The organism is Rhizobium sp. BK602 (assembly GCF_014195095.1).
Classification (GTDB): domain Bacteria; phylum Pseudomonadota; class Alphaproteobacteria; order Rhizobiales; family Rhizobiaceae; genus Rhizobium.
On sequence record NZ_JACIBC010000009.1, the window covers coordinates 210,590 to 228,795 of the forward strand.

At 62.9% G+C, this 18,206-nt stretch carries 21 protein-coding genes; 9 read left to right on the top strand and 12 right to left on the bottom strand.

Features of this window, described 5'->3' with window-relative positions; genetic code table 11:
- Positions 1-69 precede the first annotated feature (69 nt).
- A complete protein-coding gene (locus FHX11_RS25870; protein ID WP_184362942.1) occupies positions 70-330 on the bottom strand; it encodes a DUF1150 family protein in 261 nt (86 codons plus the stop codon).
- A gap of 45 nt (positions 331-375) precedes the next feature.
- Positions 376-807, bottom strand: a complete 432-nt coding sequence (locus tag FHX11_RS25875) for an Hsp20 family protein (protein ID WP_184362944.1) — start codon at positions 805-807, stop codon at positions 376-378.
- A gap of 232 nt (positions 808-1,039) precedes the next feature.
- On the opposite strand from FHX11_RS25875, the gene FHX11_RS25880 reads away from it, so the two are divergent.
- Positions 1,040-1,984 (top strand): nucleoside hydrolase, encoded by a 945-nt coding sequence (locus FHX11_RS25880; protein WP_184362947.1) that lies wholly within the window; start codon positions 1,040-1,042, stop codon positions 1,982-1,984.
- Between the two features lie 74 nt (positions 1,985-2,058).
- Here the strand turns inward: FHX11_RS25880 and FHX11_RS25885 are convergent, their stop codons facing one another.
- From FHX11_RS25885 to FHX11_RS30090, 4 genes are all read right to left on the bottom strand, one after another.
- Positions 2,059-4,401, bottom strand: coding sequence for a methyl-accepting chemotaxis protein (locus FHX11_RS25885; RefSeq protein WP_184363086.1), 2,343 nt, complete (start codon positions 4,399-4,401; stop codon positions 2,059-2,061).
- Between the two features lie 187 nt (positions 4,402-4,588).
- Positions 4,589-5,488 carry a ribokinase gene (locus tag FHX11_RS25890; RefSeq protein WP_184362950.1) on the bottom strand — a complete coding sequence of 300 codons (900 nt, stop codon included), beginning with the start codon at positions 5,486-5,488 and terminating at the stop codon, positions 4,589-4,591.
- Between the two features lie 98 nt (positions 5,489-5,586).
- A complete protein-coding gene (gene rmuC / locus FHX11_RS25895) occupies positions 5,587-6,801 on the bottom strand; it encodes a DNA recombination protein RmuC (RefSeq protein WP_184362953.1) in 1,215 nt (404 codons plus the stop codon).
- Positions 6,798-6,926: a hypothetical protein gene (locus FHX11_RS30090; protein ID WP_281411639.1), complete on the bottom strand. Its 129-nt coding sequence runs from the start codon at positions 6,924-6,926 to the stop codon at positions 6,798-6,800. Before FHX11_RS30090 ends, rmuC begins: the two co-directional genes overlap by 4 nt.
- A 44-nt stretch (positions 6,927-6,970) precedes the next feature.
- Between FHX11_RS30090 and def the strand changes: the two genes are divergently transcribed.
- The 5 genes from def to truA all read left to right on the top strand — a co-directional run bounded on the left by def (position 6,971) and on the right by truA (position 10,079).
- On the top strand, positions 6,971-7,486 hold the full coding sequence (def, locus tag FHX11_RS25900) for a peptide deformylase (RefSeq protein ID WP_184362956.1): 516 nt from the start codon (positions 6,971-6,973) through the stop codon (positions 7,484-7,486).
- Positions 7,487-7,551: 65 nt separating this feature from the next.
- Positions 7,552-7,842: a plasmid stabilization protein gene (locus FHX11_RS25905; protein WP_184362958.1), complete on the top strand. Its 291-nt coding sequence runs from the start codon at positions 7,552-7,554 to the stop codon at positions 7,840-7,842.
- On the top strand, positions 7,839-8,258 hold the full coding sequence (locus tag FHX11_RS25910) for a type II toxin-antitoxin system VapC family toxin (RefSeq protein ID WP_184362961.1): 420 nt from the start codon (positions 7,839-7,841) through the stop codon (positions 8,256-8,258). The genes FHX11_RS25905 and FHX11_RS25910 overlap by 4 nt, the downstream gene beginning before the upstream one ends.
- A 76-nt stretch (positions 8,259-8,334) precedes the next feature.
- Positions 8,335-9,282, top strand: a complete 948-nt coding sequence (gene fmt, locus FHX11_RS25915) for a methionyl-tRNA formyltransferase (protein WP_184362964.1) — start codon at positions 8,335-8,337, stop codon at positions 9,280-9,282.
- On the top strand, positions 9,282-10,079 hold the full coding sequence (gene truA, locus FHX11_RS25920; RefSeq protein WP_184362967.1) for a tRNA pseudouridine(38-40) synthase TruA: 798 nt from the start codon (positions 9,282-9,284) through the stop codon (positions 10,077-10,079). Before fmt ends, truA begins: the two co-directional genes overlap by 1 nt.
- Positions 10,080-10,109: 30 nt before the next feature.
- On the opposite strand, the gene FHX11_RS25925 is transcribed toward truA, so the two are convergent.
- From FHX11_RS25925 to dapD, 3 genes are all read right to left on the bottom strand, one after another.
- Positions 10,110-10,709, bottom strand: coding sequence for a hypothetical protein (locus FHX11_RS25925; protein WP_184362970.1), 600 nt, complete (start codon positions 10,707-10,709; stop codon positions 10,110-10,112).
- Positions 10,696-11,889 carry a succinyl-diaminopimelate desuccinylase gene (dapE, locus tag FHX11_RS25930; protein WP_184362973.1) on the bottom strand — a complete coding sequence of 398 codons (1,194 nt, stop codon included), beginning with the start codon at positions 11,887-11,889 and terminating at the stop codon, positions 10,696-10,698. The genes FHX11_RS25925 and dapE overlap by 14 nt, the downstream gene beginning before the upstream one ends.
- 163 nt (positions 11,890-12,052) lie before the next feature.
- Entirely contained in the window at positions 12,053-12,910 is an 858-nt protein-coding gene (gene dapD / locus FHX11_RS25935; protein ID WP_184362976.1) for a 2,3,4,5-tetrahydropyridine-2,6-dicarboxylate N-succinyltransferase, read from the bottom strand.
- Between the two features lie 213 nt (positions 12,911-13,123).
- Between dapD and FHX11_RS25940 the strand changes: the two genes are divergently transcribed.
- Positions 13,124-13,996 (top strand): LOG family protein, encoded by an 873-nt coding sequence (locus tag FHX11_RS25940; RefSeq protein WP_184362981.1) that lies wholly within the window; start codon positions 13,124-13,126, stop codon positions 13,994-13,996.
- Positions 13,997-14,038: 42 nt separating this feature from the next.
- On the top strand, positions 14,039-14,503 hold the full coding sequence (locus tag FHX11_RS25945) for a GNAT family N-acetyltransferase (RefSeq protein ID WP_210292588.1): 465 nt from the start codon (positions 14,039-14,041) through the stop codon (positions 14,501-14,503).
- 208 nt (positions 14,504-14,711) lie between these two features.
- On the opposite strand, the gene FHX11_RS25950 is transcribed toward FHX11_RS25945, so the two are convergent.
- Together FHX11_RS25950 and FHX11_RS25955 are read right to left on the bottom strand one after the other, a co-directional pair.
- Complete coding sequence (locus tag FHX11_RS25950; RefSeq protein WP_184362984.1) at positions 14,712-15,365, bottom strand: EF-hand domain-containing protein; 654 nt, start codon at positions 15,363-15,365, stop codon at positions 14,712-14,714.
- Between the two features lie 113 nt (positions 15,366-15,478).
- Positions 15,479-16,183, bottom strand: a complete 705-nt coding sequence (locus FHX11_RS25955; protein WP_184362987.1) for a pyrimidine 5'-nucleotidase — start codon at positions 16,181-16,183, stop codon at positions 15,479-15,481.
- A 218-nt stretch (positions 16,184-16,401) separates the two neighbouring features.
- Between FHX11_RS25955 and FHX11_RS25960 the strand changes: the two genes are divergently transcribed.
- The gene (locus FHX11_RS25960) at positions 16,402-17,172 is read left to right on the top strand and encodes an isocitrate lyase/phosphoenolpyruvate mutase family protein (protein WP_184362991.1); all 771 of its coding nucleotides are present in this window, start codon (positions 16,402-16,404) and stop codon (positions 17,170-17,172) included.
- Here the strand turns inward: FHX11_RS25960 and FHX11_RS25965 are convergent, their stop codons facing one another.
- A complete protein-coding gene (locus FHX11_RS25965; protein WP_184362993.1) occupies positions 17,173-18,069 on the bottom strand; it encodes a LysR family transcriptional regulator in 897 nt (298 codons plus the stop codon). It lies immediately after the preceding gene.
- Positions 18,070-18,206: the final 137 nt, after the last annotated feature.

Here is an 18,206-nt window from a genome sequence, read left to right on the forward strand (position 1 = left end):
CAGTCCCGGTCGGGCTGCGCATTTCATCGCCATGAAAGCGGCGGCGATTGCCCCGCCGCTTTGCCGGGTTTAGTGCAGGCTGACGGTCTTCAGCTCATCCTCGGCCGCCTTGTAGAAGGTGCTGGACCGGTTGTCGGTCAGAAGGATCGGCGTGCCGTCGGCGCCGAAGAGAGCCCACAGGTCGACATCCGGATCGATATCGGAGGGCGCTTCCGGGAAACAGCGGGACACCTCTTCGGAACGCATTTTCCGGATATAGGCGACTTCGCCGCTGCCGAGATGGGCAAGTTCGGATTGGGTCAGGCGGGCGGTTGCTTCTCTCAAAAGCATGTTCGTACCTCCAGTATGAGGAACCAACGGCGTTAAGCCGTTGTCCTACTGTGAGACCGAAATGTTAATTTTCTTTACCATACGCGCCGGCTCCGGGCGAATGAGGTCGACGGACAGCAGCCCGTTCTTCAGGGCGGCGCCCAGGACCTGCATGCCGTCCGCGAGCACGAAGACGCGTTGGAACTGGCGGGCGGCGATGCCGCGATAGAGATAGTCGCGCTCTTCCTGATCCACCTGACGGCCACGGATCAGAAGCTGGTTTTCTTCCGTGGTGATATCAAGCTCATCTTCGGAGAAGCCCGCGACCGCAAGCGTGATGCGCAGGCGTTCGGGCTCGCCGGAAATGCGATCGGGGCGCATGCGTTCGATATTGTAGGGGGGATAGCCATCGCTGGCCTTGGAAATCCGCTCCAGCGTCTTTTCCATGGTATCGAAGCCCAGAAGCAGAGGGCTGGCAAAGGGAGTCGTCCGGCTCATCGTTTTCAAGTCCTTGGTAGCAAGCGACCTTTCCGGACCTGATTTTTCAGCACCCGGTTGCGGTTAATATGGGGTCCTGCCCGGGGGAGTGCAAGAAGCCGTGGCTTCGCATCTGCGAAAACGATCGCTTCCCGCGAACATGGTCCGATACGGCGCCCATGTGGCTGCTTGACAAAGCTTCGGTAGGCTCGCATCAAGGCTTGCCCGCGCTGCACCGGAGGATAGCCAAGACATGACCGAGCCCAGGAAAATCATCATCGACACCGATCCCGGCCAGGACGACGCGGCAGCGATATTGCTCGCCTTCGGAAGCCGCGAGGAGCTCGACGTGCTCGGCATCACGACGGTTGCCGGCAACGTGCCGCTGTCACTGACGAGCCGCAACGCCAGGATCGTCTGCGAACTTTGCGATCGCCGCGACGTGAAGGTCTTTGCCGGCGCGGATGCGCCGATCAAGCGCAAGCTGGTCACCGCCGAACATGTACACGGCAAGACCGGCCTCGACGGCCCGGAGCTTCCCGAGCCGACCATGGCGCTGCAGCCGGGCCATGCGGTCGATTTCATCATCGAGACGCTGCGCGGCGAGCCGGAAGGCACCGTTACGCTCTGCACGCTCGGCCCGCTGACCAATATTGCACTCGCCTTCCAGAAGGCGCCCGACATCGTCGGCCGCGTCCGCGAGCTGGTGATGATGGGCGGCGGTTTCTTCGAAGGCGGCAACATCACGCCGGCCGCGGAATTCAACATCTATGTCGATCCGGAAGCCGCCGATGTCGTCTTCCGCTCGGGCGTACCGATCGTCATGATGCCGCTCGATGTCACCCATCAGCTCCTGACCCGCAAGGATCGCGTCGCGCGCATCGCAGCCATCGGCACCGCGCCCGCCACGGCCATGGTCGAGATGCTGGAATTCTTCGAACGTTTCGATATCGAAAAATACGGCTCCGACGGCGGCCCGTTGCACGACCCCACGGTCGTTGCCTATCTGCTGAAGCCGGACCTCTTCCAGGGCCGCGAGTGCAATGTCGAGATCGAGATCACCTCGGACCTCACCGTCGGCATGACCGTCGTCGACTGGTGGCACGTCACCGACCGCAAGCGCAACGCCAAGGTCATGCGTCATGTCGACGCCGATGGTTTCTTCGCGCTGCTGACCGAGCGCTTCGCCCGCATCTGACGCTCGCATCGCAGCACAAACGACAAAGGCCGCCGGAGCGATCCGGCGGCCTTTGTGCATCTATCTTAGTCGGCTCAGAACTCTTCCCACTCGCTCTGGGCCAGGGCGGTGGCACCCTGGGTCTGCGGCTGTGGCCTGCGGATGGCGGGCGGCGCGGCGGGAGCGGCGCGTGCGGGACTGGGCGTGCGCATCTGCTGGGCGGCGGCGCGCAGCACCGATGCATGGCTTTCGCCGCCGCCGGCGGTGCGGAAGCGGGCGACGAGGGTTTTCAGCGTCTGTGCCTCGTCGTTGAGCGCGACGCTCGCGGCCGTGGTCTCCTCCACCATCGCGGCATTCTGCTGCGTCACCTGGTCCATCTGGTTGACGGCCGAGTTGATTTCCTTCAGCCCGATCGCTTGCTCGCTGGCAGAGGCCGAGATCTGGCGGATGAGGCCGTTGATCTCCATCACCTGCTCGGCGATCTTGTGCAGCGCATTGCCGGTGCGGCCGACGAGATCGACGCCTTCCTTGACCTGTCCGGCCGAGGTGTTGATCAGGGTCTTGATCTCCTTGGCGGCGCCAGCCGAGCGTTGCGCCAGTTCGCGCACTTCCTGGGCAACGACGGCGAAACCCTTGCCGGCTTCCCCGGCGCGGGCGGCCTCGACGCCGGCATTCAGCGCCAGCAGGTTGGTCTGGAAGGCGATCTCGTCGATGACGCCGATGATGCGTGAAACCTCCTGCGAGGATTGCTCGATGCCGTGCATGGAGGCGATCGCCTTCTGCACGATCTCGCCGGAGCGTTCGGCATCCTCGGAGGCGGCGCTGACGCTGCTGGCCGCCGTGCGGGCGTTCTCGGCGCTGGAATTGACTTGCGCTGTCAACTGGTTGAGCGCGGCTGCGGTCTCCTCGAGGCTCGCCGCCTGCTGCTCCGTGCGCCGCGCGAGGTCGGAAGCGCTGTTGCTGATCTCGCTGGTGCCGCCGCCGATATTGCCGACGCTGAGGTTCATCGTCTGCACGGTCTCTTCGAGGCTTGCGAGTGCCGCGTTGAAATCCTGTTTCAGGCTGGCGTACTCGCCGGGGAAATCCTCCGCGATGCGGTGGCCGATATTGCCGCTGGAAAGTTCCGAGAGGCTCTGGCCAAGGATCGTGACGATCCGCCGTTGCAGGGCCACCGTCTCACCGCGCTCCGTCTCCGAGCGATGGCGCTCGCCTTCGGCGGCGCGGCGCTGGTCGGCGGCCTCGGTTTCCAACCGTTTCGCATCGGCAAGCGCGAAGCGGAAACCGTCGAGCGCCTTGGCGACCGAGCCGATCTCGTCGGCGCGCGCCTGGCCGTCGATGGGGTCGGCGTAATTGCCGGCGCTGAGGCCGTTGACGCTGGCGATCAACCCGCCGAGCGGCTTCTGCACGAAGCGGCGGACGGCGGCGTAGAGGGCCAGCATGACGGCGGCGAGCACGAGGATACCGCCGATGACCATCATGCGGGTCTGGTCGCGCACCGGTGCGGCGATCGCGCTATGCGGCACGTCGACGAGCACCACCCAGGTGGCGTTCACGCCTGGCACCGCGAAAGGATAGACGACACGGTCGAAAGCCTCCTTGCCGTCATCGGCGAGGTTTTTAACCAGGCCGGCGGTCGACGAGGTCAGCGCGGCCTTGACGGCATCCGCACCGCCGCCGCTATAGTCCTTCATCAGCAGTTCCTTGTTCGGCGCCACCAGCCATTTATTATCCTGCGACACCAGCAGCACCCGGCCGGAACCGAAGGGGTGCAGGCTCTGCAGCTTGGTGGAGAGCGAGGCAAGCGAGATGTCGACGCCGGAAACGCCGATCATCTTGCCGCCCGACATAACCGGATAGGCGATCGAGCTCATGGTCGTCGGAACTTCGGTACCTTCGGCCAGATAGGGCGGCGTGATCGCTCCCTTGCCGCTATCGGCGGCGAGCTTCCACCATGCGGCACTATAATCGTTGTCGAAGGTGGAGAACTGGATGCCGCCGTCCCTGGTCTTCGACCAATAGGGCGTAAAGGCGCCCTTGTCATTGACCGCCAGATCCTTGTTGCCGGCAAGTTCCGCCGTCTTGCCATCGAGGGCGCCGAGCTGCTCGCAGAACCAGCTGCCGAAAGCGAAGGCGTTCTGTTCGACATTGGCCTTGAGGATATTGACGATCCCCTTGCGGTCGAAGGTGTGGCCCTCGTGGCCGCGGCCGATCACGGCGGCCATCGAACGGGCAGCGCTGGCGAGCTCGCCGACATTGGCGGCGATTTCGTTGGAGATGGATTTGGCTTCGCTGTTCGCCGCGTCCATCGTCAGCTGCTCGACGCGATCGCGGGTTTGCGAAATCAGGAAGACGTTGGACACGATCAGGACAAGCGTGATCGCCACCCCGGTGACCAGGATGAGCTTGGCCGCAAGCGACTTCATACGAAAGGTGGACATCATTTCCTCGAGAAAGCGATGCGTCGGATGCTCATTATCCGCAAGCACGATCGGCATGGGATGGCCCTGTCATGGGGCCGCCGGGGAGCGCGCCCGCCGCGATACACGGCAGGCGAGAGGAGAATGATGATGAAAGCGCAAAAATTTAATTAATTCGTTCGCATGAACGCATAAGAAACGGCTGCCTTCAGAGACGTGCGGCCACGTCGCTTGCAACCGGGATCGATGGTTGCGCACCGGCCTTCAGGCAGGCGAGCGAACCGGCGACGGCGGCGCGGCGCAGGCTCGCATGAAAATCCAGGCCCTGATCGAGGCTGGCGGCGAAATAACCACAGAAGGTATCGCCGGCGCCAACGGTATCGACCGGTTCGATGACGAGGCCCTTGGCGCGCGACAATTCACCGTCGCGGATGGCGATGACGCCGTCACCGCCGAGCGTGACGATGAGCGTCTGCCCGGTCTCGGCATGCAGGCGGACAAGGGCCGCCTCGCGCTCGGCAGCCGACATGCCGTCCTGGCCGGCGAGCCGCTCGAACTCGGTCTCGTTGGCGATGACGATGTCGGCGAGGCGTCCGAGGCGCGCGGCGTCGGGAATGAGCGGCGCGAGATTGAGGATCGTGCGCACGCCCTTGGCCTTGGCGGCGGCGAGTGCGGTTTCGACGGCCGCGACCGGGATCTCGAATTGCAGCATCAGCGTATCGCCGGGGCTGAGCGCATCGACGGCGGCGGTCGCGTCCTTGGCCGTCACCGTGCCGTTGGCGCCGGGAACGACGGCAATCATGTTCTCGCCGTCGCCGCCGACGAGGATCAGCGCCGTGCCGGTCGGCTCGGACACATGGGCGACGGCGGAGAGATCGGTGCCGGCCGCACCGAGCAGGGCAAGGGCGGGCTTGGCGAAATCGTCATTGCCGACGGCGCCGCTCATGCGCACGGTCGAGCCGGCGCGGCGCGCCGCCAGCGCCTGGTTGGCGCCCTTGCCGCCGGCCGCGGTGGAAAAACCATTGCCGGCCACGGTCTCACCCGGCTTCGGAAGGCGGTCGGTGGTGGCGATGAGGTCCATGTTGATGGAGCCGAAAATAGTGATCATGGGATGTCCCGCGCTGCGTGTTGATCGCGCAATGATCCGCAAACCCGTTTGGCTTGCGGTGTCATGCGCCGATTTGGCGGCGACACTGCCCGAAGCGATCAGTCCTCGTCAACCACCCTCAGCTTGAGTTGGCCAGTGCGATTGTCGATCGGCTTCGGCCGCTCGTCGCTGGCGGGCTTCGCCGGCTCTCCGGCGGCCTCGAATTCCAGCGCCTCGATCCGCTCGCCGCGCCGGGCCAGCTTGTCGGCGGAGGTGACGATCATGTCCACATCCTTCTGCGCCATGGCGAAGTGGCCCTGCAGCTTGCGCACCCGTTCGTCCAGGCGGGCAAGATCGTCCATCAGATGCGCCACCTCTCCCTGGATGACATGCGCCTGCTCGCGCATGCGCTGGTCCTTCAACACCGCCTGGATCACCTGGATCGACAGCATCAGCAGCGACGGCGAGACGATGACGATGCGCGAACGCTGCGCCTTCTGCACGATCGCCTCGAAATTCTCGTGGATTTCCGCGAAGATCGATTCGGAGGGAACGAAGAGGAAGGCGGTATCCTGCGTCTCGCCCTGGATGAGATATTTTTCGGCGATATCGCGGATATGCAACTCGATATCCCGGCGGAACTGCTGCGCGGCGATCTTGCCTTGCTCGCGGCCCGTTGCCGCGGCATTGCGGATGGCGTTCCAGGCCTCCAGCGGAAATTTGGCATCGATGACCAGCGGCGGCGAACCGTTCGGCATGCGCACCGTGCAGTCCGGCCGCGAGCCGTTCGACAGCGTCGGTTGGAAGGCATAGGCGCCGATCGGCAATCCGTCGGCGATGATCGTTTCCATACGTGCCTGGCCGAAAGCGCCGCGCGTCTGCTTGTTGGAAAGAATCGCCTGCAGCCCGACGACGTCCTTCGCCAGCGACTGGATGTTCGTCTGCGCGGCATCGATGACGGCCAGCCGCTCCTGTAGACGGCGCAGGTTCTCGTGCGTCGAGCGCGTCTGTTCGCCGATGGTCGCCGTCACCCGCTGCGACATGCCGTCGAGCCGCTGGCCGATGGCATGGTTGAGTTCCGCCTGCCGCGAGCCGAACAGCTCGGCCATGGTGGCGAGCCGCCCCTGCATTTCCGCCTGCGCCCTGAGGATTGCCGCCATGCCATGCTCGACATCCTCGCTTCGCAGCAGCTCCTCTTCCGACTGCCGTCGCCTGCCGGCGAGGAGAAGGACGACCACGATGGCCGCAAGCAGGATGGCGAGACCAGTCAGGATTTCGATCGCGGAAAAGGCTTGGCCGAAGAGGGTAAAGGACATGATATCGGGTAAACTCATGGAACGCGTGACGGCACCATAGCAAAATCGGTGTGAATATCCAGATCAAAACGTGAACAAAATTTCAGGCCGCCGTTATGGGTGCGGATGCGGCGGGCGTTGAAAAAACACGGCGTTGCCGCCATCTAGAGAATTCCATCGCATCACAAGATGCGTTATGGGAAACGTCATGACGATCAAGCCACTCATCATTTTGCCCGATCCGCTGCTCCGCCAGGCTTCCAAGCCCATCGAGCGCGTCGATACCGAAATTCAACGTCTCGCCGACGACATGCTGGAAACCATGTATGATGCGCCAGGCATCGGCCTTGCCGCCATCCAGATCGGCGTTCCCCGCCGCATGCTGGTGATCGATGTCGCGCGCGAGGGCGAGGACAAGAAGCCATTGGTCTTCATCAATCCCGAGATTGTCGCGTCCTCCGACGAACGTTCGGTCTATGAGGAGGGCTGTCTCTCGATCCCCGATTATTATGCGGAAGTGGAACGCCCGGCGCGCATCACCGTCAAGCATGTTGACCGCGACGGCAAGGAACAGGTGCTCGAGGCCGACGGCCTGCTCGCCACCTGCCTCCAGCACGAGATCGATCATCTGAACGGCGTGCTGTTCATCGATTATATCTCGCGCCTGAAGCGCGACATGGTGATCAAGAAGTTCACCAAGGCGGCCAAGGCGAAGGCGCTCTGAGGCGAACGTTGAAAGATCGGCCTGATGCGCTTATGATATCAGTGATATCATAATGGAGATGCCGAATGAGCGACCTTTTGATTCGCGATATTCCCGATGCGATGAAGCAGGATATTGCCGAGCGGGCAAAGCAGACGGGTCGCAGCCTGTCGGAGGAAGCAAAGGTGTTGCTTCGTAAAGCTCTGTTGGCTGAAAATGATAACCGCCGCAGTGGACTATCGGCCTGGGAGGCGCTGCGTCCGATCTTCTTCGACGAAAGTGATCCTGAGGCGGGCGAGGAATTTGCGCGCATTATGGACGAGATCGAAGCGGAGCGGAAAAAGGATTTCGGCCGGCCGGTCGAAGAATTTGAATGATCGTTCTCGATACGAATGTCGTCTCGGAGCTGACCAAGCCTGAGACAAACCAGCAAGTCAAAGCATGGATGTTGGTTCAACCCGAATGGGATGTTCATCTCTGTGATGTGGTCGTGATGGAGTTGTCGTACGGGGCGGAACGCTTCCGTCTTCGAACGAATTCCAGTCGCCATGTCGAGATTTTCAACGCGCTTCTGGGCGCGTTCAGAGGCAAAATAGTGAGCTTCGATCATCATTGCGCGATTGAGACTGGCCGCATTCGTGCCCGTCGCGAACGGATCGGCCATCAGATTTCCGTCCAGGACGCCATGATCGCCGCTATCTGCCTTTCGCATGGCGCCACCTTGGCGACGCGCAACACAAAAGATTTCGAAGGGCTTGATCTCAAGCTCGTAAACCCGTTTGAAGGTGGCTGATCCATGACCCGAAATGGCGCGGAGCGCTTTTGGATGAAACCCGCGCCAAGCCGCATATCCTAGCCGGACAAACTGTATGTCGCTGAATATCATCTTTATGGGAACGCCCGAATTCTCCGTGCCGACGCTGCGGTCGCTGGTCGATGCCGGGCATAGAGTTCGCGCCGTCTACACGCAGCCGCCACGGCCGGGTGGGCGCCGCGGGCTCGATCTGCAGAAGTCGCCGGTGCATCAGGCCGCGGAACTATTGGGCCTGCCGGTCTTCACGCCGGTCAATTTCAAGGAACCGGACGAGCGCCAGCGCTTTCGCGATCTTCAGGCCGATGTCGCCGTGGTCGTCGCCTATGGGCTGCTGCTGCCAGAGGCGATCCTCACGGGCACGCGGCTAGGCTGCTATAATGGCCATGCCTCGCTGCTGCCGCGCTGGCGCGGAGCGGCCCCCATCCAGCGGGCGATCATGGCCGGCGACAGGAACACCGGCATGATGGTGATGAAGATGGACAAGGGCCTGGACACCGGCCCGGTCGCCCTCACACGGGAGGTCGAGATCGGCGACACCATGACCGCCGGCGAGCTGCACGACAGGCTGATGCTGGTCGGCGCCAAGGCGATGGCGGAAGCGATGGACAGACTGGAGCATGGCGAGCTGCCGTTGACGGAACAGCCCGCCGACGGCGTCGTCTACGCCTCCAAGATCGACAAGGCCGAGACCCGCATCGATTTCAACCGACCCGCCGCCGATGTGCACAATCATATTCGTGGGCTGTCGCCGTTTCCGGGCGCCTGGTTCGAGGCCGAGATCGCCGGCAGGCCCGAGCGGGTCAAGGTGCTCGGCTCCGAGCCTGCGGCAGGCGAGGGCGCGGCCGGCGAAGTGCTGACGGACGATCTGGTGATCGCCTGCGCGTCCGGCGCCATCAGGCTGACGAAGCTGCAAAAGGCCGGCGGCAAGCCGCTGGCTGCGGCCGATTTCCTGCGCGGCACGCCGATCGCGCCGGGCACGATGCTTGCGGCGGGGCCAGCCTGATGCCGCGCTACCGCATGACCGTCGAATATGACGGCATTCCCTATGTCGGCTGGCAGCGTCAGGACAATGGTCCCTCCGTGCAGGGCGCGATCGAGGGCGCCATCCTGTCGCTGACGGGCGAGAAGGTTTCCATTCGCGGTGCGGGCCGCACCGATTCCGGCGTGCATGCCATGGGCCAGGTGGCGCATGCCGATCTCTCCAGGGACTGGAAGCCGCATACGCTGCGCAACGCGCTGAACGCCCATCTAAGGCTCGCGGGAGATCGTGTCGCCATCGTTGACGTCATGGAAGTCGATGCCGGTTTCGACGCCCGCTTTTCGGCCATCCGCCGGCATTATCTCTACCGGATCATTGCCCGCCGTGCGCCGCTGGCGCTGGAAGCCGGGCGTGCCTGGTGGGTGCCGAAGGACATGGATCACGAGGTCATGCATGCGGCGGCGCAGATGCTGGTCGGTCGGCACGATTTCACGACCTTCCGCTCTGCCCATTGCCAGGCGAACAGCCCGGTGCGCACGCTCGACCGGCTGGACGTGACGCGCAGCGGCGACCTGATCGAAATCCGCGCCACGGCGCAGAGCTTCCTGCACAATCAGATTCGCTCCTTTGCCGGAACGCTGAAGCTTGCCGGCGAAGGCAAGTGGACGCCCGACGACGTGCGCGCCGCGCTGGAGGCGCGCGACCGCAAGGCCTGCGGCCCCGTCGCACCGCCGGACGGTCTCTATTTCATGCAGGTGGATTATCGCGACGATGCCAGCACCGAGGCGCCGGTCCTCGAGGACGAGGCCGACGATAGCTGATCGTCAGGCGATGTGGCGTCACATCGCAACTCAGACCGGCGGGTAGATACCGAGAAATCGCTGCAGGAAGTCGGTCAGTAGCATACTCGGAATGAGCAGCATCAGCGTCAGTGTGCCGACGAAGAGCGGGTGCGTGCCGAGGATCATTCTCAGAATGCGCGCGAGTGAAAAGATGATCGCCATCATCAGCGCCAGCCACAGCATGGCCGCCAGCGCACTGGCGCCGGGAACGAAAGCGAGCAGCGCGATCAGCAGGGCATTGAGGTAGGATGTCGGCAGGCCGAGCCAGTTCACGACGACGACGATTGGAGTGAACTTGTCGCCGAAACGGAAGATCAATAGCAGCACGCCGGCAAAGACCAGCGGCGTCAGCCAGCTCGCCGCCTCGACCAGGGCAAGCCGAAAGAAGAAGGCCATGCCGGTCACGGTTTCCGGCGGCATGGCGAAGAGATAGGCCCGCTGCCACCAGAGCCAGGAAATGCCGATCGACGGCAGGCACCAGAGGATCGCCCAGAAGGAGCGCATCATGCCGCGATCCGAAATGTCCAGATACTGGAAGCCGCGCGCATCCATGCGGATGAGAAGCCACAGGCCGGCCAGATAATATTGGACTTCCCTAAAGCTCGGCATTCGCGAACCAGCGCTGGATGAAGGTCTCGTAGATGCCGGTCAGGGTTTCGAGATCGGAAACGGCGACGCGCTCGTCGACCATATGCATGGTCTGACCGACGAGGCCGAACTCCACCACGGGGCAATAATCCTTGATGAAGCGTGCATCCGAGGTGCCGCCGGTGGTCGAAAGCTGCGGCGTCCGACCGGTGACGTTTTCGACCGCCGAGGATAGCGAGGCGATCAGCGCGTTGTTGCGGGTCAGGAACACCTGGCTCGGCCGTTCGGACCAGACGATATCATATTTAGTCGGCGCACGACCCGGGCGCAGCATCTGATCCGCCGCGGCGGCATCGAGGCGTGAGAGAATCTCCGCCTTCAGTGTCTCGGCGGTCCAGCTGTCGTTGAAGCGGATGTTGAAGGCGGCGGTCGCCTTGGCCGGAATGACGTTGGTGGCGGCATTGCCGACATCGATCGTCGTCACCTCGAGGTTCGACGGCTGGAAATTCTCGGTGCCGGCATCGAAGGGCGGATGGAGCAGCGCTTCGGTCAGCTTGACGATGCTGCGCACCGGATTGTCGGCAAGATGCGGATAGGCGGCATGGCCCTGCACGCCGTGAACGGTGATGAAACCGGATATCGAGCCGCGGCGTCCGATCTTGATCATGTCGCCGAGCTGGTCGGGATTGGTCGGCTCGCCGACCAGCGACGCATCCCAGCGCTCGCCGCGCTCGGCGGCCCATTGCAGCAGCTTGACCGTGCCGTTGATCGCGGGGCCTTCCTCGTCGCCGGTGATCAGGAAGGAGATGGAGCCGGCGGGCGGTCCGTGCTTCTCGATATGACGGGCGACGGCGGCGGCAAAGCAGGCGATGCCGCCCTTCATGTCGACCGCGCCACGGCCGAAAAGCTCGCCATCGGCGATCTCGGCGGCAAAGGGCGGATGGCTCCAGGCGGCGGCGTCACCGACCGGCACGACGTCCGTATGGCCGGCGAACATCAGATGCGGACCCTCGGTGCCGAGACGGGCATAGAGGTTCTCGATATCGGGCGTGCCCGGCTCGCTGGCCGTCATGCGCTCCACCTTGAAGCCGAGCGGCGCCAGCATGTCGGCGAGCGCTGTCAGCGCGCCGCCTTCGGCCGGCGTCACGGAGGCGCAGCGGATCAGGGTTTGCAGATTGGCGACGGGATCGGTGACGGTCATCGGAGGCTACTTATCCGGCGGGAAATGGCAAAGCGATGGCAGAATACGAACGGCAGGCTGAAAATCGCCGCCGCGATTCGATCGAGGGCAATTTTAGCAATTGCGCGGGTTCTGTCACCCGGAAAGCGTGTGGGGCGCTTTCAGCAAGCGCCCCCGTTTCATCTCAGTCGCGCAGCAGTTCGTTGATGCCCGTCTTCGAGCGGGTCTTTTCATCGACGCGCTTGACGATGACGGCGCAATAAAGGCTGGGTGCCGGCTGGCCGTTCGCCATGGTGTTGCCGCTCGGCAGCGCGCCGGCGACGACGACCGAGTAGGGCGGCACTTCGCCATAGGTGATCTCGCCCGTGGTGCGGTCGACGATCTTGGTCGACTTGCCGATGAAGACGCCCATGCCGAGCACAGAACCCTCGCGGATGATGCAGCCCTCGACCACTTCCGAACGTGCGCCGATGAAGCAATTGTCCTCGATGATGGTCGGGCCGGCCTGCATCGGCTCCAGCACACCGCCGATGCCGACGCCGCCCGACAGATGCACATGCTTGCCGATCTGCGCGCAGGAGCCGACGGTCGCCCAGGTGTCGACCATGGTGCCTTCGCCGACATAGGCGCCGAGGTTGACGAAGGAGGGCATCAGGATGGCATTGGGAGCGATATAGGCGGAATGACGCACGACGGCGTTCGGCACGGCGCGGAAGCCGGCTTCGCGGAAGCGGTTCTCGCCCCAGCCTTCGAACTTGGAGGGAACCTTGTCCCACCAGGTCGCGCCTGCGGGGCCGCCTTCGACGATCTTCATGTCGTTGAGGCGGAAGGAGAGCAGCACCGCCTTCTTGAGCCACTGGTTGACGGTCCAGTTGCCGTCGGAACCGCGCTCGGCCACGCGCACCTTGCCGCTGTCGAGCAGGTTGAGCGCCGTTTCCACGGCATCGCGGACTTCGCCGCGCGTCGACGTGTTCACATTGTCGCGATTGTCGAAGGCGGCCTCGATGGCATTTTCGAGAGAGGCGAGATCGGTGGCGCTCATGGGAATTCCTTAAAACGTCTGTGGCTAGCGTGATTTCCGGAAATGGTCCGGAAGCGGTCGATTGGTCCTATAGCATGGATGCCGAAAATGGAATGTCTTTTCCGCGCCGATTGAGCTTGGATTCAAGGCGTTGTAGGGGCATATGCAAGAGCTTGGCTATTTCCGTCCATCGGCAGAAACGGCCCGTCATGATCGATTCGAAAGGCATGGGAAATGAGCAAGGCGAAGAACAGTAGGCTGAGGCGCAAGGATGGGGTCTGGGATCCCTTGAAGACGAGTTCTGCCGACAAGCAGCGGGCGGAATCCGTTCCGAGGACGCCGCAGTCGATGTCGCCCTCCTATCGCCTGGCCTATGCCGACGAGGATTTTCTCTGCCGCGAGGAACTGCGCCCGATCCGGCTGCAGCTCGAATTGCTGAAGACCGAGATGGCGCTTACCGAGCGCGGCATCAGGTCGACGGTCGTGATGTTCGGCGGTGCCCGCATTCCTGCCCCCGGCACCAGCGCCTGGGCGGCGCGCAACGATGTCCAGCGGGCCAATCTCGAAGCGGCATCGGTCTATTACGAGGAAGCGCGCAAGTTCGCGCGGCTGTGTTCCCGTTATTCGGCGGGCTTCGATTTTCATGAATATGTCGTGGTCACCGGCGGCGGCCCCGGCGTCATGGAGGCGGGCAACCGAGGGGCTGCCGATGAGGGCGCCCCGTCGATCGGTCTCAATATCGTGTTGCCGCATGAGCAGGCGCCGAATGTCTATGTGACACCGGAACTCAGCTTCAATTTCCATTATTTCGCGATCCGCAAGATGCATTTCATGGTGCGCGCCAAGGCGATCGCCGTGTTCCCCGGCGGTTTCGGCACGATGGACGAGCTGTTCGAATGCCTGACCCTGATCCAGACCGGCCGCATGGAGCGCCTGCCGCTCATCCTGTTCGGCGAAAAGTTCTGGCGCAATATCGTCAATTTCGACGGGCTCGCTGAATTCGGCGTCATCGCCCCCGACGACGTCAAGCTGATCAGCTTCGTCGAGACGGCGGAGGAGGCCTGGAAAATCGTCGCGGATTTCTACGAGCACGACAACGGACATTGACGGACCGTGTGAACGCCCCCTGGCGACTGGAATTTGAGTGAGATGATGATCGACATTCGACCAGTTTCACGTTCGGACCTGGACGCCATATGCCGTCACCGCGAAGAGATGTTCCGCGAAGCAGGCCGGGACGAGATCAACGTGGCTGCGATGGCGGCGCCGTTCCGCGATTGGCTCGAACCACGTTTGGCCGATGGCCGGTATTTCGGGTTTATGGCGGAACGGGCGGGCGTTGTAGTCGGTGGCATCGGTTTGATGGAAATCGACTGGCCCCCACATCCTGCTCATCCTGCGGAAGGCCGTCGCGGCTATGTGCTCAACCTATTCGTCGAGCCCGATCATCGCGGACAGGGCGTCGCGCGGCTCCTCATGCAAACGTCGGATGATGCGTTCGCGCGCCGCGGCATTGCCTATGCGATCCTGCATGCCACGGAGGCTGGCCGTCCCCTCTACGAACGCATGGGGTGGAGCCGAACGTCGGAGATGGCGAAACGTCTTCAGTCATGAACCGAGAAAACGGCGGGGTATGACTTTACCGGAAGCCGGTTTCCCGGTGGCTGCGGAAATTGAAACCGGCTTCCTATTGGCTATGGAAATGAATGGTTTCGCGATCTAGAGCATTTCCGCTTTTCTTCGAATCGCGAAAATGCTCTATCTTCTTGTTTAGTTACGCATTCCGGACGGAAAACCGCTTCGCACTTTTCCTGGAAATGCTCTAGAGGAACGGCCGGTTCGGCATGTCGTCCAGCGAGATCACGCCGTCATGGTTGCGGTCCATGCGGTCGAAGAGCTTGTTGGCGGCGTCTTCGGCCTCCTGCTTGCTGATCTGGCCGTTCTCATCCTTGTCGATGCGGTGGAACAGCATGGTCTCGCGGAAGAGAGCTGCCTCGCGCATGAAGCGGCCGCCGCCATGCCGATGATGGCCGTGCCGGCCGTCGCCACCCTTGTGGTCGTCGGTCTGCGCCTTGTCGCCGCCGGCCTGATCATTCGCCTGCGCCTGATCGCCCTGGGTGTTGCCAGGCTGATCCTTGTCGTCAGCCTTGGCGTGCTCGGCCTTCCATTGCTTGATCTGGTCCTGGCGATAGGCGCGCAGCTCGCCGGGGGTGATCTGGCCGTCGTGATTGGTGTCGATCTGGTCGAAGATCTTGTCGACGCCGGCCTTGACCTCGTCCCTGGTGATCTTCATGTCGCCATTGGTGTCGAACTGCTTCAGCATGCGCACATAGGCGATCTCAGGCGAAAAGCCCGGTCCGTGCCAGCGGCCGCCCCTGCCGTCATTGCCTTGCGGAGCCGCGAAGCTTGCCTGCGCAGCGGCGCCAACCAGGAGGGTTGCGGAAAGGCCTGCCAGAAGAAGTTTTTTCCCGTTCATCGTTTTTCCTTTCGTGTCGAGGAATGGTCAAACGATACGGCTGCAGGCAAAAAACGACCAATTAAACATCGGTAAGGCGGATGAAACTTTCGTAACCCCATTCTAATGAAAGGTTAAATCAGCGCCTTCAGGAAGGTGGTGAGGTCATCGGTCACATAGTCGATATGATCGTCCTCGCCCGTGGTCCGCTCCCACCATTCGACCACGGTGCCCTCGAGATTTTGCGGCACCAGCAACACCGTCTTCATGCCGAGCGTCTTTGGAACCGTGAGGTTGCGCGGCAGATCCTCGAACATGGCCGCGCGCTTCGTATCGACGCGGTTGAGGCTCATGAACTTGTCATAGGTGCTGCCGGCCGGCTTCGGCACGTAATCGGCGGCGACGATATCGAAAATGTCGTCGAAGTGATCGAGAATGCCGAGCGCGCCCGCGGTCGCCTGCGCATGCTTGACGCTGCCATTGGTGAAAATGAACTTGCGGCCCGGAAGCGCCTTGATGGCGGCGGCGAGCTCCGGCTGCGGCATCAGCGCCGAATAGTCGATCGCATGCGCCTTTTCCAGGAAATCATTGGGGTCGATGCGATGATGGATCATCAGCCCCTGCAACGTCGTGCCGTGCTCGAGATAATATTGTTTCTGCAGCTTGCGCGCCTCGTCCCGCTCCATTTGCAGCAAAGCCGAAACATAGGCCGTCATGTTCTTGTCGATCTGCGCGAAGAGATCGACATGGTGCGGGTAGAGCGTGTTGTCGAGATCGAATACCCAGTCGCGGATATCGGAGAAATCGGCGGGGGTGGGCAGCGTTTTTGTCTGGGTCATGCCGGCCTTATGGCATGCGGCATCGCTGAAGGAAAAGCAAAATATGCAGGCCGCTTATATGAGACACCCTGCGGAGATTGCCCGCAATTGCAATGCAGGCTATGGTTTTGCCGTTGATTTCCGGGGCTTTACCCTATTTGCTTCGGGGAAGAGGAGCCGCTGCTTCTTCGGAGATAGCGGATGGGACATGCCCGGTCGGGCCTTGTGGAGGGGATGCGATGACACAGGTGGAAAAGGCGGAAGAGTTCGCTCGGTTGCACAAGAAGGGCGATCCGGTGATCCTCTTCAACATATGGGATGCCGGCTCCGCCAAGGCCGTGACCGAGGCCGGCGCCAAGGCGCTGGCGACGGGCAGCTGGTCGGTCGCAGCCGCCAACGGCTTCGGCGACGGCGAAGCGATCCCGCTGTCGCTGCTCGCTGTCACGGCGCGGCTGATCTCGGTGACGATCCCGCTGCCGCTCTCCGTCGATTTCGAGGGCGGCTATGCCCTCGAGCCGGATGCCGTCGCCGCCAATGTCGAGAAGATCATGGATCACGGCGCCATCGGCATCAATTTCGAGGATCAGGTGATCGGCGGCCGCGGCGTGCATCCGATCGACATCCAGGCGATCCGCATCCGCGCCATCCGCGAGATGGCAACGCGGCGGGAAATGCCGCTGTTCATCAATGCCCGCACCGATCTCTTCCTGCAGGAAAGCGATACGGCGCATCATCAGCTCCTGCTGGACGAAGCCTATCGCCGCGCCGATGCCTTTGCCGAGGCCGGTGCCAGCGGCTTCTTCGCGCCCGGTCTCGTCGATGCCGAATTGATCCAGGATCTGTGCGATCGTTCGCCGCTGCCGGTCAACATCATGGTGCGTCCGGCGACGCCGGACAACGCCACGATGGCAAGCCTCGGCGTCAGCCGCATCAGCTATGGTCCCGCTCCCTACCGCGCTGTCATGGGCATGCTGAAGAGCGAGGCGGAAGCCGTCTATCAGCAGGATTGATCACGCCGGACCATCTCTGTCCGCAAGCACGCGTGCGAGGAAGTTCTGCACAACGGCGGAACGCTCGCCGCGCCGCGTTGCGAGCGCCAGCCGCGCCACCGGGCCGTCCCCGCTGATCGGTATGTAGACGACGCCCGGCACGCGGATTTGCGCGACCGCCGATGGCACGACCGAAATGCCGAGCTCGACCGCGACGAGATTGGCGAGCGAGGTGATCTGCGGTGCGATCGGCCCGAGGATCGGTTCGAAACCCGCATGCCGGCAAGCGGCGATGATTTCCTCGAACAGGCTTGGGCCGGCCTCGCGTGGAAACAGCACGAAAGGTTCGGCCGAAAGCGCCGACAGGGGCAGGGCTGCGGCATCGGCGAGCCGATGGCCTGAGGGGAGCGCGACGACCATGGCTTCCTCTCCGAGCGAATGCGTTCGGAAACCGGGCGGGTCGGCGCGGCCCAGCCGGACGAAGACGGCATCCAGTTCCTCGGTGTCGAGCAGCTCCAACAGCCGCGTCGTATGGGCTTCCTGTAGCGTCAGATCGATATCGGGATAGGCGCGACGGAAGCTGCGCACCGCCGACGGCACGATCGGGCTGAAAGCGGCCGAACCGGTGAAGCCCAACCGCAATCGCCCGAGCTCTCCGCGCGCCGCCCGCAAGGCCAGAGCTTTCGCATGCTCGGCCTTGGCCATGATCGCGCGGGCTTCCGGCAGGAAGACCTGCCCCGCCTCCGTCAATTCGGCGCCATGCGGCAGACGGCGAAACAGCGGCGCGCCGATTTCCTCCTCCAGATCGCGGATCTGATTGCTGAGCGGCGGCTGGCCGATGCCGACGCGCCGGGCCGCGCGGGTGAAATTCAGCTCCTCGGCGACGGCGAGGAAATATTTGATATGGCGCAGCTCCATCGCGTCTCCGGCGGTCGACTGATCAGGAATATCTTTAAGATATGAAACTAGCCACCGCAATATATTGGACTGTCAGTCCTGCCGCATCCACATAGGCGTATGTGACCGCTCGGCCGAGCATCGAGCGTGCTGACAGC